Source organism: Mycobacterium dioxanotrophicus (assembly GCF_002157835.1).
GTDB classification, from domain to species: Bacteria; Actinomycetota; Actinomycetes; order Mycobacteriales; family Mycobacteriaceae; genus Mycobacterium; species Mycobacterium dioxanotrophicus.
Genome location: NZ_CP020809.1, coordinates 6,784,092 through 6,796,498, shown reverse-complemented (window position 1 = coordinate 6,796,498; position 12,407 = coordinate 6,784,092). Strand labels below are relative to the sequence as shown.

The following is a 12,407-nucleotide window of genomic DNA, read 5'->3' as shown; positions in this document are numbered from 1 at the left end:
ACGTTCGCATGCTTAGAAATGCCCGGCATCCCCTGTCGTCCTTGATTTTTGACTCCGCAAAAAGGCCGGCCTCAATCGCGCTGTGCCGGTGGCTCTCGGATCCGGCCAAGGGCTCGCAGAACCTCGATCTGCCGCTGTAACATCGCAAGTCGTCAAGGTAGCTGGAACTGTCGTCCGCAAAGGACACGAACTTGCTGCACCGCATTGCTCGCCTCGCCATCGCGGCACCACGACTGACCGTCTCCGTCGCGGCGCTGGCGATGGTCGTCGCCGCTGTCTTCGGTATCCCGGTGGCCAACAGCCTTTCGCCGACCGGGTTCGAAGACCCGGCATCCGAATCGGCGATCGCGACGCGAATGCTCGCCGATCGATTCGGCCAGGGCGACCAACAGCTCGTGTTCGTCGTCAGCTCGCCGGACGGTGCCGACAGCACAGCGGCCCGCCGGACCGGCACCGCGATCGTCGACGAACTGCACCGCTCACCGCATGTGGCGAACGTGACGTCCGCATGGACCGTCCCGCCGGCCGCGGCCACCCAGCTCGTCAGCAGAGACGGCAGGTCGGGACTGATCGTGGCAGGCATCACCGGCGGAGAGCGGGACGCGCCCAACTACGCAAACACGCTGTCCGAGCAGATATTGCGGAACCACGACGCCGTCACGGTGCAGACCGGCGGCCCGGCGATGGTCAACGCGGGGATCACCCAGCAGACGCAGAAGGACCTGCTGCTGATGGAGTCGATCGCCATACCGCTCAGCTTCCTTGTTTTGGTGTGGGTCTTCGGTGGATTGTTGGCCGCGGCGTTGCCCGTGATGGTCGCGGTGATGGCGATCGCGGGCGCGCTCGCCGTCCTGCGGCTGATCACGTTCACCACCGACGTGTCGATCTTCGCGCTGAATCTGAGCACCGCGATGGGCCTCGCGCTGGCGATCGACTACACGTTGCTGATCATCAGCCGGTACCGCGACGAGTTGGCGGACGGCGCCGGCCGCGACGAAGCGCTCGAGCGCACCATGGTGACGGCGGGCCGCACGGTGTTGTTCTCCGCGACGACGGTCGCGCTCTCGATGGCCGCGCTGATCTTGTTCCCGATGCACTTCCTCAAGTCCCTGGCGTACGCGGGCGTTGCCACGGTGACCTTCGCCGCGAGCGTGGCGGTGGTGGTGACACCGGCAGCGATCGTCGTGCTCGGCACCCGGCTGGACGCGCTGGACGTTCGGCGATTGCTGCGTAGATCGCCACCGGTGCCCCGTCCCGTCGACCAGCAATTCTGGTACCGCTCGACCAGATTCGTCATGCGCCACGCGGTTTCGATCGGACTGGCGGTCGTCACGCTGCTGGTGCTGCTCGGTGTGCCGTTCCTCGGCGTCAAGTGGGGCTTCCCCGACGACCGCGTGTTACCCAGTTCGGCGTCACCGCATCAGGTCGGGAACCAACTCCGCACCGGGTTCGATGCCGACCCCGCCACGTCGGTGTCGGTGGTCATCCCCGACGCCGACGGGCTGGGGCCCCAAGACATTGCCCGCTACGCGGCCGACCTCTCGCGGGTCCCCGGCATCACCGCGGTGTCCACCCCGATGGGCACCTTCGTCAGCGGTGTGCAGACCGGCCCGCCGTCGGCGGCGACCGGCGAGGCACAAGGCAGCATGTTTCTCACCGCATCCAGTACGGCACCGCTGTTCTCGTCGAGTTCGGAGACCCAGCTCGACCAGATCCACGCCCTGGCAGGTCCAGGCGGCCGCAACGTCGACATCACCGGGACCGCGCAAACCAACCGAGACACCGTGAACGCGATCATGTCTCGACTACCCATGGTGCTCGGGGTGATCGCGGTGATCTCGCTGCTCCTGCTGTTCATGCTGACCGGCAGTGTGTTCCTGCCGCTGAAGGCGTTGGTGCTCAACGTGTTATCGCTCAGCGCCGCGTTCGGCGCCATGGTGTGGATATTCCAGGACGGCCATCTCTGCGGATTGGGGACGACGGCGACGGGCACGCTCGTCACCAACATGCCCGTGGTCCTGTTCTGCATCGCCTTCGGCTTGTCGATGGACTATGAGGTGTTTCTCGTGTCCCGGATCAGGGAGTTCTGGCTGGCGTCGGAACGAACCCGCGCCGCCGCCGACGAGAGCGTCGCCTTGGGCGTCGCGCACACCGGGCGCGTCATCACCGCAGCCGCGCTGGTGATGTCGATCTCGTTCGCGGCGCTCACCGCTGCCCACGTGTCGTTCATGCGGATGTTCGGCCTCGGCCTGACACTGGCCATCCTGGTCGATGCCACGCTGGTGAGGACGGTGTTGGTGCCGGCGTTCATGCACCTGATGGGTCGGTGGAGCTGGTGGGCGCCGGCGCCGTTGGTCTGGCTGCACAAGCACATCGGGATCACCCACGGTGAGCCGGCCTCACCCGCACCGAAGCATCGATGGGTGCCCGCGCAACGACGCGACAGCGAGGAGGTGCAGTAGCCGTCATGCCCCGACGCGTCGTGTGCCTCGGCGACAGCATCACCCGCGGCCAACTCAGCGCCGACTACGTGGCGATGCTGTCGGAGCGAACATCGTTGGCGCCGTTGGAGTTCACCAATGCCGGCGTCAACGGTGAACTCGCTGAGAACGTGCTGCGGCGTCTTGCGGGAATCGTCGAACTGCAGCCCGACGTGGTGACGGTGTTGATCGGCAGCAACGACGTGGTCGCAAGCATGTCGGCGAAAAGCGGTGCCAGAGCGCGGCGGATGAACAAGCTCACCGGGCGGCCCGGCATCGAAGGGTTCGCCGACAACGTTGCCGCGATCGTCGAGCGGTTGACGCGAGAAACGTCGGCTCGCATCGGGCTGCTGTCGCTGCCGGTGCTCGGCGAGGACCTCGGGTCCGCATCGGTGCGACGCTCGCAGGAGTACAGCGCGGTGCTCAAGAAAATCGCTGAAAGCGACCGTGTGACATACCTTCCGCTCAACGAACGGCAGGTCGAGTATCTGACCGTGGGCGGGTTCCAGCCATGCACCCACTACCGCGACAACCTGGCCCTCATGGTCGGCGGGGCGATCCAGCACTTTCTGCTGCGGCGATCACTCGACGACATCTCCCACCGGCGAGGGCTGCAGCTCACCACGGACCTGCTGCACCAGAACACTCGAGGCGCGACGATGATCGCGGATCTGATCGAGGAGTTCGTGGCCGGATAAGGATCGCCACGATTCCATTACTTCCGGCATCCGAGGGATCGCGGGATTGTTTCTGGGCCCTGTCCGCCAGAACCACCCGATAACACAACACCAGCGCCAGACCGCACGCCCGTCTCCGTGGGGCGTGCGGGCCGTCTGGCGTGGCGTTGATCGCTGCACCGAAAGACCAACCACCGATGCCAGATTCCTTCCTCTCTCGTCGCGCTGCCGCAATGACCGCGGTGGCCCTCGTCGCCGGCCTGGCGCTGTCCGGCTGCGGTGGTTCGAGCCAGACCTCATCCGATGGCGGCGGTACACCGGTCAGTGGCGGCTCGATCGTCTACGGCGCCGACCGCGAACCGCTGTGCCTCGACCCGCACAACAACGGTGACATGCCACAGACCTACGTCGCCCGGCAGTTCTTGGATTCCCTGGTCTCCGAACGCCGCGACGGCACGGTGGTGCCGTGGCTGGCCGATTCCTGGACGGTCTCATCTGACGGGTTGACCTACACGTTCAAGATCAAGCAGGGCGTCAAGTTCCACGACGGTGAGCCGCTCGACGCCGCCGCGGTCAAGGCCAACTTCGACCAGATGCTCGACCCCGCAACACAATCGTTGACCGATGCCGGCTATCTGAAGCCGTACTACCAGTCCTCGCGCGCGGTGGACCCGGCGACGTTCGAGATCAAGCTGTCCAAGCCGTATTCGGCCCTGCTGCCGGTGCTCTCACAGGCCTTCTTCGGCATCGAGTCGCCCAAGGCGATGGCACGCGGTCTCGGCGCCAATTGCCAGAGCCCCGTGGGTACCGGCCCCTTCAAGGTCAAGGAATGGGTCCACGGCCAGAGTGTCGAACTCGACCGCAATCCCGACTACAACTCCGCACCCGCCGACGCCAAGCACCAGGGCCCCGCCTACCTCGACCATGTGAGCTGGAAGTTCCTCGAAGACGGGTCCGTGCGGTTCGCCGCCGTGCAGGGGCAGGGCGCCGACCTCATCTTCAACCCGCCGCCGCAGCAGAACGCCGCGCTCAAGAACGACCCGAACCTGGCCTTGCAGGAATTCACCCATACCGGGCAACCGAACGGGTTCGCGCTCAACACGACTCGGGCACCGTTCACCGACACCGCCGTCCGCCAGGCCTTCATCCACGGGGCCAACGCGGAAGCGGCCGTCAAGAGCGCATACCTGGGCGTCTTCAACTGGGAGCACGGCCCGCTGTCGTCGACCACGCCGTTCGTCGACGACAGCCTCGGTGACTTCTACACGCACGACCCGGGCAAGGCCAACCAGCTGCTCGACGCGGCGGGATGGACGCAACGTGACGGTGACGGCTTCCGGACCAAGGACGGTAAGCAGCTCACCGCAACGGGCGTGTACTCGTCCGACCCCGGCGACACCCCACCGGCGGACGTCACGCTGTACCAGGACATCCAGGCCGCGGAAAAGGAAATCGGCTTCAATCTCGTCCTCAAGCCGATACCGCAGGATCAGTACTACGCAGCGTTCACCGACCCCAATGCGTACGACGCGTTGGCCGGGGCCTACTGGAACAGCCCGACGCCCCTTGTGTTGTCGATCGTGTACTCCACGGACTCGCTGAAACTGGCTCCCGGCAACAACATGTCGTGGGTGCAGAATCCCGCCATCGACGGACCACTGCACGAGGTTGCGGCATCGAACGACGTCGAGCAGCAAAAGCATCTGTACGACACCGTGCAGAAAGTGGTGGCGGAGAACGCCTATTTCCTGGGCCTGTATCCGCAGACCACCCGGTTGGTGAGCAAGAAGCGGCTCAAGGACGTCTGGATCGAACCGTCCGAAGGCGAACCCGTGCTGCACGACGCGTGGCTGGCGCCGTGACAGACGTCGCCGTTCCGGCGCGCCGCACCCCGATCCGGGTGCGGCGGCTGGCCGGTCGGGTCGTCGGTGTCGTCGGCGTGCTGTGGGGTGCGGCGACCCTGACCTTCTTCGCGCAGAAGCTCATGCGCACCGACCCGGTGCTGGCGATCCTGGGCGGCGCCGGTGCCAAACCCTCCCCCGAGCAGATCGCCGCGGTGCGCGTCCAGTACGGGCTCGACCAGCCGGTGCTGGTCCAGTATCTGCACTATCTCGGTGGATTGGTGCGCGGTGATCTCGGCACGTCCTACAGCCGCAAACAACCGGTGACAGACATGATCGTGCAACAGATCGGTCCCACCCTGACACTCACCGCCGTGTCATTGGCCGCGTCGTGGGTGATCGCCGTTACCGTCACGTTGCTGACGGCGCACCGGAGTCGTCCGGTCGCCGCGATCGGCTCGGCGCTGGAGACCTTTCTGGCCGCCCTGCCCCAATACTGGCTCGGCATCGTACTTTTGGTGATCTTCGCCTTTCAGCTGCATTGGCTTCCCGTGGTCGGTGACGGCGGTGTCGACGCGCTTGTCCTGCCCGCGTTGACCCTCGCGCTGCCGCTTGCGGGGTTCCTCGGACAGGTGACCCGCGACGAATTCTCGTCGGCACTGGAACAACCGTTTGCGGTCTCGGCCCGCGCCCGCGGGATGAGCGACTGGGGAGTGCGCTGGCGGCATGCCCTGCGCCATGCCGTGCTGCCCGGCCTCACGCTGTCCGGGTGGGCGTTGGGCTCGTTGTTCTCCACGGCGGTGATCGTCGAGACCATCTTCGTCCGACCGGGTCTGGGCCGCATGCTCGTCGACGCCGTCATTGCGCACGACATGCCGGTGGTGATGGGCGTGACGTTGTTCGTCGCAGCGGTCTATGTGATCGCCAACGCCGCGGTGAACGCCGCCTTCGGGCGGATAGATCCGCGCTTGCGAAAGGCCGGCCGATGACCGTCAACATCGCGGACCCGACCGCCGTACGGTCCACGCTGCACGTTGCGTCGGCACGTGGGTTCCGCCCGGCGGTGTGGCTCTCGGCGCTGTTCCTGCTGCTGGTGCTGGCGTGGGTGGTTGCACCGGGTCTCTTCACGCACGAGTCGCCATTCGACACCGACATCGCTGCTGCCCTGCAAGGTCCGTCGCCGCAACACTGGTTCGGCACCGACGCATCGGGCCGCGACATCTACACGCGGGTGGTGTTCGGCGCCCGCAGCTCGCTGCTGATCGGCACCGGCGCAACGGCTCTCGCGCTGCTCTTCGCGATCGTCTTCGGGTTCGCGGCGGGGCTCGGCGGACGGATCACCGACGGTGCGATCAGCCGATTCCTCGAAGTCGTCCTGTCGATACCCGGGCTGCTGATCGCGCTGTTGTTCATCGCGGTGTTCGGGCCGGGCGTGGCGACGGAGATCGTCGCGGTCGCACTCGGATCCGCAGCCGGCTACGCGTGGATGGTGCGCGGTCAGGTGATCGCCGTCAAGGATTCCGGATACGTCGATGCCGCGATCGTCCTGGGGCACACCCCATTGCGGATCATCGGAAGCCACGTGTTCCCCAACGCCATGCGGCCGCTGGTGGCGTTGGCGACATTGGGTGTCGGCCAGTCCATCGTGTGGGCGTCCTCGTTGAGCTTCCTGGGGCTCGGCGTCGCGCCACCGGCGCCCGAATGGGGCGCGATGCTCGACGCCGGACGCGATTTCGTGTCGACGGCGTGGTGGCTGGAGCTGTTTCCCGGCCTCGCGATCGTCGGGTGCACCTTGGCCGTCACGGTGCTCGGCCGTCACCTGCAACAGCGACTCGAAGGACGTCTGACATGACCACACAGCTCCTGCGGGTCGAAGACCTGGCCGTCGCCTTCGGTGCCCGCGACCCGCAACCGGTCGTGCGCGGAGTCTCTTTCGACGTCGCACCGGGTGAGTGCTTCGCGATTGTCGGCGAATCCGGTTCCGGCAAAAGCGTCACCGCCCGCACCCTGCTCGGATTGTCCGGCGCCACCGCGCAGGTCACCGCGACCCGACTCGAACTGCAGGGTCGCTCCGTACTGGGGAACCGGGACCGCGACTGGCGCCGAATCCGCGGCAGCCAGGTCGGTTTCGTACTGCAGGACGCGCTGGTATCGCTCGACCCGCTGCGGACCGTGGGCAGTGAGATCGCCGAGACGCTGCGGCTGCACCGGTTCGGTGGGCGTGCCCGGCGTCGAGAGCGGGTACTCGAACTACTCAGTGCGGTCGGCGTTCCCGAACCGGAGCTGCGGGCCCGCCAGCTGCCGCATCAGCTCTCCGGCGGGCAGCGCCAACGCGCCCTCATCGCCTCGGCGATCGCACTCGACCCGCCCCTGCTGATCGCCGACGAGCCGACCACCGCACTCGACGTCACGGTGCAGGCGCAGATCCTCGATCTGCTGCAGAGCATGAAAGAGCGTGGTACCGGGCTGATCCTGATCAGTCACGACCTGGCAGTGGTGACCCGATTGGCCGATCGCGTCGCGGTGATGCGCAACGGCCTACTGGTCGAACAGGGCCCGGTCGCGTCGGTGCTGCAGCAGCCGACCCATCCCTATACGCGCACCCTGCTCGACGCCGTGCCGGCCGCTCACCGCAAAGGCACCCGGCTGTCGGGTACGCCCGCACCGGAGGTGGTAGCGGCGCCGCACCGGGATGAGGTGCTGTTGGCCGCCGAGGGGCTACGGAAGGCGTTCACCGGACCCGACGGCGTGCAACGTGCCGCCGTCGAAGATGTTTCGTTCGCACTCGGGGTGGGGGAGACGCTCGGCATCGTGGGCGAGTCGGGCTCCGGGAAGACGACGACGGCCCGGCTCGCGCTGGCACTGCTGGAACCCGACGCCGGGACCGTGACGCTGGCCGGTGAACCGTGGAGCGCAGTGCCCGAAGCGGCGCGCCGCTCCCGCCGCCGCCGGATCTCGGTGGTGTACCAGGACCCGCTCGGATCGTTCGACCCGCGCTGGACCGTGCGGCGCATCATCGAGGACGCGCTGCCCGTGGAGGTATACGCGGACCCCGAGGCGCGGCAGGACCGCACAACCGAGTTGATCGCCGACGTCGGGCTGCCCGCCGAACATCTGAACCGGCGCCCACTGTTGTTGTCCGGTGGTCAGCGTCAGCGCGTGGCGATCGCCCGGGCCCTGGCACCCGAGCCCGATGTGATCGTCTGCGACGAGCCGGTATCGGCGCTCGATGTGACGATCCAGGCTCAGGTGCTCGACCTGCTGACCGACCTGCAGCAGCGGCTCGGCTTGTCGTATCTGTTCATCTCACACGATCTCGGGGTCATCCATCACATGGCTGATCGGGTGCTGGTGATGCGTGGCGGTCGGATCGTCGAATCCGGCACTGCCGCAGAGATATTCGACTCGCCGAGCGACTCCTATACCCAGCAGCTGTTGGCGAGCCTGCCCAGCGCCGCCGAACCGCAACCCGTCTCCGGAGGCTGACATGACCCGACAGATCGTTCTCAACGCGTTCGACATGAACTGCGTGGCACACATCGTCGCGGGCACCTGGCGACACCCCGAATCGCAGGCCGCGCAGTACAAGGATCTTCGGTACTGGCTGGACCTGGCGAAGTTGTTGGAGCGCGGACTTTTCGACGGGCTCTTCATCGCCGATGTGCTGGGTGTCTACGACGTCTATGGCGGCGGACCCGAGGCCGCACTGCGTTCCGGCGCCCAGGTCCCGGTGAACGATCCGCTGCTGGTGGTACCGGCCATGGCCACGGTCACCGAGCATCTCGGATTCGGCGTCACCGCCGCGACGTCATTCGAGCACCCGTACTCGTTCGCGCGCCGCATGTCGACGCTGGACCACCTGACCAAGGGCCGGGTCGGCTGGAACATCGTCACCGGCTACCTGGAGAGCGCCGCGCGCAACCACGGGCTGGACACCATCACGCCGCACGCCGACCGCTATGACATCGCCGACGAGTACACCGAAGTGCTCTACAAGTTGTGGGAAGGATCGTGGGACGACGATGCCGTCGGCACCGACCCGCGCCGCGCCGAGTACGCCGACCCGGCCAAGGTGCATCCGATTGGCCACGAGGGCAGGCATTTCCGCGTTCCGGGCATCCACCTGTGCGAGCCGTCCCCGCAGCGCACCCCGGTGCTCTACCAGGCCGGCGCGTCCAGCCGCGGCAAGCAGTTCGGCGCCGAGAACGCCGAAGTGATCTTCGTCGGCGCGCCGACCAAGGAGGCGTTGCGGGAGACCGTCGCCGACATCCGGCGCCGTGCCGAAGCCGCCGGCCGCGACCCGTACGACGTCAAGATCGTCAACGGTCACGTCGTGGTCACCGGTGCCGACGATGCCGCCGCGCAAGCCCGGTACGCCGACTTCCGACGCTACATCGACCCCGAGGGCGCGCTGGCATTGTGGTCGGGCTGGCTGGGAACCGACCTCTCCCAGTTCGATCTCGATGATCCGGTTGCGGTGACCGACAACGAATTCCTCAAGTCGTCGGTGCAGAACTACGGCCAGGGCCAGTGGACGCTGCGCGATTTCGTCGATGCACACGCCATCGACGCCGAGGGCGGGTTCAGCGTCGGAGGCCCGCAACGGGTCGCTGACGATCTGCAGGAGTGGGTCGAGGAGACCGACGTCGACGGGTTCAACATCACCAACGCCATCACACCGGGCTCGTTCGTCGACTTCGTCGATCACGTCGTCCCCGAGCTGCAGCGCCGCGGGGTGTACAAGACGTCGTATGCCGAAGGGACATTGCGGCACAAGCTGTTCGGTCAAGGGCCGCGACTGCCCGAGACACACCGAGCGGCGGGTTACCGCCGCGTGACCCAGGAGGCACACCGATGACCGTCACGACCGTCGATTTGGGTGCGGATCGGCTCCAAGAGCTGTTTGCTCTTATCAGCGCGGGTGCGCTGGAGCGCGAGCTCACCGGTGAACGACCCTTCGCAGCAATCGATCTCATCCGAGATGCTCGCCTCGGTGCATTGCGAGTACCCGCCGAAGACGGCGGAGGTGGCGCCAGCCTGCGCGAATTGTTCGCCACGGTGATCGCATTGGCCCGCGTCGACGTCAACGTCGCACACATCCTGCGTGGGCATTTCGCGCATGTGGAAGAGCGGCTGCGGCTCGGGGGCGACGAGCGCACGCGCGTCATCGATCTCGCGCTCAGCGGCAGGCTCGTCGGCAACGCGTCCACCGAGTTGGGCACGACCACGGTGGGTGAATTCACCTGGCAGACCCGGCTCGCACCACATGGCGATGAGTTGCGGCTCAACGGAACCAAGTACTTCACCACGGGCACCCTCTACGCCGACTACACCGAGGTGCTGGCCAGTGACCACACCGGTGCGACCGTGCTGATCCTCGTGCCGACCGATCGCGCCGGCGTCACGGTCGTCGACGACTGGGACGGTATGGGCCAGCGCGCCACCGGAACCGGAACCGCGGTATTCGACGACGTGGTGGTGTACCCGCAGGAGGTACTGCCCCTGCCACCTAACGCAGACGGCAGCGACCCCGCGCCGATGTACCTGTCCGGAGCCTTCTTTCAGCTGTACGTGACCGCTTTGATCGTCGGGGTGCTGCATGCGCTGCGCGACGATGCCGTCGCGCATGTGCACCAGCGCTCCCGCAGCTTCGCCTGGGCGCCCACGCCGTCTGCCCCCGACGATCCACTGCTGCAACGCGAAGTCGGTGAGATCGCCGCCGCGGCCTATGCCGCCGAAGCGACGGTGCTGCGCGCCGCCGATGCCCTGGAGTTGGCGTTCGACGCCGACACCGCGGGCACCGATCCCGATCTGCGGCTCGCGCACGAAGCGTCGCTGCAGGCGGCGCATGCCAAGGTGGTCGTCGACGCACTGGGACAGAAGGCAGCGTCGCAGATCTTCGACGTCGGCGGCGCATCGGTCGTTCGCAACGCGCATCTGCTCGATCGGCACTGGCGCAACATCCGGACCCTCGCGTCGCACAATCCGACGTCCTACAAGGCGCAGGCGATCGGCGCCTACTACGTCCGCGGTACCGCGCTGCCGGGAAGTGGCTACTTCTAACTGGTGCTTCTAGCTCAGCCACACCCAGAGTTTCTGCAATTGCCACCACATGTTGACGCGTGCCGTGCAATCCATGTCGGTCACGTCGGTGTGGATCACGGTCTCGCAGCCGCCGAGGATCTGCACCTTCTCGCCGGCGTGCAGCGCGTCGGCGAAGTCGGTGGCGAACACCGCCGGGCCCGCGGGGATCGGCGGGAACGTGAAATTGAAGTCGTCGCCTTCGAGTTGGACCCAGGTCTGGCTGAAGACGGTCTTGAATGACGTGACGCGCTGATCGCCGCGGAGCACCCGCACGAATACGTGGTGGTCGAGTGAGATGTTCGCCGAAGACAAGCCGAAGTTGTCGGTTCCGCGCACCCAGATCTGGTTGACCAGATTCTTCATGCTGATCGCGACGTTGAGGAAGCCCGAGCTCGGCGACTCGAAATCGATGCCCACCGACACGTCGCAGCCGGCCCAGCGGTTGAAGTCGTTGATCTCGCCGAACGTGTTGTCATCGTGCCAGGTGACGTCGTTGATGATCAGGCCTTGAGGCGGTGACGTCGCGGACTGATTGGATTTGATCGGATCGGTGCCGGGGATGTCCGGGAATTCCACGATGTCCGACGCGGTGAACGGCGGCTCGAACGTTTGCATGCCGAAGGTGTCGAGGCTTTCGGCCCAGGACTTCGCGTGCACTTGGAGCCGATCTTTGCGGTGGTCTGTGAGGCGCTGGTAGTCACGCGAAAACTCTTGCTGCAGTTGCCGTATCGCGTGGTAGTTGGGTAGGTGTTGGAGGGCCTCGCGCTTGTCGGCGAGTAGCTTGGCGCGGGTTTCGGCCATCGCGGCGGGGTCGCCGATCGTCGTCGCCAGCGAATCCGCCCACGCCGACCGGTGGTTGGTCCGGAGCTCGGCCAGCTTGGTTCTGCTGTCGGCGTTCAGGAGTCCCCGGACGCGATCGTCGAACCCGCGCCGCAGCCTGGCGATTTCCTGCGTCCGCTCCCGCATGACTGGAGTTCGTACCACAGAGCGGGACGCGATTTGTGACGAATGTCACGGAACCGCTAGGCTCTGACGTTCTTACGTCCACGTCAATTCAAGGTCAGGTTGCCATGCTCGTCCGTGCGTTCCTCGTCGTTGCCGCCATCGCCGTCGCCGGCACCGGTCTCGCGCCCATCGCCGCCGCGCGGCCCTACGCCAACTGCACCGAGGCGCACAAGGACGGGCGATGGAACATTCCGCAGGACGATCCGGCCTACTGGTCGGGCGGCGACCGTGACGGAGATGGACTCGCCTGCGAGTAGTGGGCGCGCTTTCACGCGCCTTCGTGGAAGATGCCACTGAGCAGTAGAGGCTGCTCTCGCGTC

Annotated in this window: 10 protein-coding genes; 9 read left to right on the top strand and 1 reads right to left on the bottom strand. The window is 66.5% G+C overall.

Annotated elements, in window-relative coordinates; genetic code table 11:
* The first annotated feature begins 191 nt into the window (after nt 1-191).
* The 8 genes from BTO20_RS33025 (at nt 192) to BTO20_RS32990 (ending at nt 11,061) form a co-directional block, all read left to right on the top strand.
* Nucleotides 192-2,462 (top strand): MMPL family transporter, encoded by a 2,271-nt coding sequence (locus BTO20_RS33025; protein ID WP_087080266.1) that lies wholly within the window; start codon nt 192-194, stop codon nt 2,460-2,462.
* A 5-nt stretch (nt 2,463-2,467) separates the two neighbouring features.
* Nucleotides 2,468-3,178, top strand: a complete 711-nt coding sequence (locus BTO20_RS33020) for an SGNH/GDSL hydrolase family protein (protein ID WP_157680384.1) — start codon at nt 2,468-2,470, stop codon at nt 3,176-3,178.
* A 212-nt stretch (nt 3,179-3,390) separates the two neighbouring features.
* On the top strand, nt 3,391-5,019 hold the full coding sequence (locus tag BTO20_RS33015) for an ABC transporter substrate-binding protein (protein WP_087080262.1): 1,629 nt from the start codon (nt 3,391-3,393) through the stop codon (nt 5,017-5,019).
* Nucleotides 5,016-5,987, top strand: coding sequence for an ABC transporter permease (locus BTO20_RS33010; protein ID WP_087083014.1), 972 nt, complete (start codon nt 5,016-5,018; stop codon nt 5,985-5,987). The genes BTO20_RS33015 and BTO20_RS33010 overlap by 4 nt, the downstream gene beginning before the upstream one ends.
* On the top strand, nt 5,984-6,850 hold the full coding sequence (locus BTO20_RS33005; RefSeq protein ID WP_087080260.1) for an ABC transporter permease: 867 nt from the start codon (nt 5,984-5,986) through the stop codon (nt 6,848-6,850). The genes BTO20_RS33010 and BTO20_RS33005 overlap by 4 nt, the downstream gene beginning before the upstream one ends.
* Nucleotides 6,847-8,484: a dipeptide ABC transporter ATP-binding protein gene (locus tag BTO20_RS33000; protein WP_087080258.1), complete on the top strand. Its 1,638-nt coding sequence runs from the start codon at nt 6,847-6,849 to the stop codon at nt 8,482-8,484. Before BTO20_RS33005 ends, BTO20_RS33000 begins: the two co-directional genes overlap by 4 nt.
* Nucleotide 8,485: 1 nt before the next feature.
* Complete coding sequence (locus tag BTO20_RS32995) at nt 8,486-9,856, top strand: LLM class flavin-dependent oxidoreductase (protein ID WP_087080256.1); 1,371 nt, start codon at nt 8,486-8,488, stop codon at nt 9,854-9,856.
* The gene (locus BTO20_RS32990; RefSeq protein WP_087080254.1) at nt 9,853-11,061 is read left to right on the top strand and encodes an acyl-CoA dehydrogenase family protein; all 1,209 of its coding nucleotides are present in this window, start codon (nt 9,853-9,855) and stop codon (nt 11,059-11,061) included. Before BTO20_RS32995 ends, BTO20_RS32990 begins: the two co-directional genes overlap by 4 nt.
* 9 nt (nt 11,062-11,070) lie before the next feature.
* On the opposite strand, the gene BTO20_RS32985 is transcribed toward BTO20_RS32990, so the two are convergent.
* Nucleotides 11,071-12,048, bottom strand: coding sequence for a hypothetical protein (locus BTO20_RS32985; RefSeq protein ID WP_087080252.1), 978 nt, complete (start codon nt 12,046-12,048; stop codon nt 11,071-11,073).
* Nucleotides 12,049-12,152: 104 nt separating this feature from the next.
* Between BTO20_RS32985 and BTO20_RS32980 the strand changes: the two genes are divergently transcribed.
* Complete coding sequence (locus BTO20_RS32980; protein ID WP_029366853.1) at nt 12,153-12,344, top strand: excalibur calcium-binding domain-containing protein; 192 nt, start codon at nt 12,153-12,155, stop codon at nt 12,342-12,344.
* Nucleotides 12,345-12,407 lie beyond the last annotated feature (63 nt).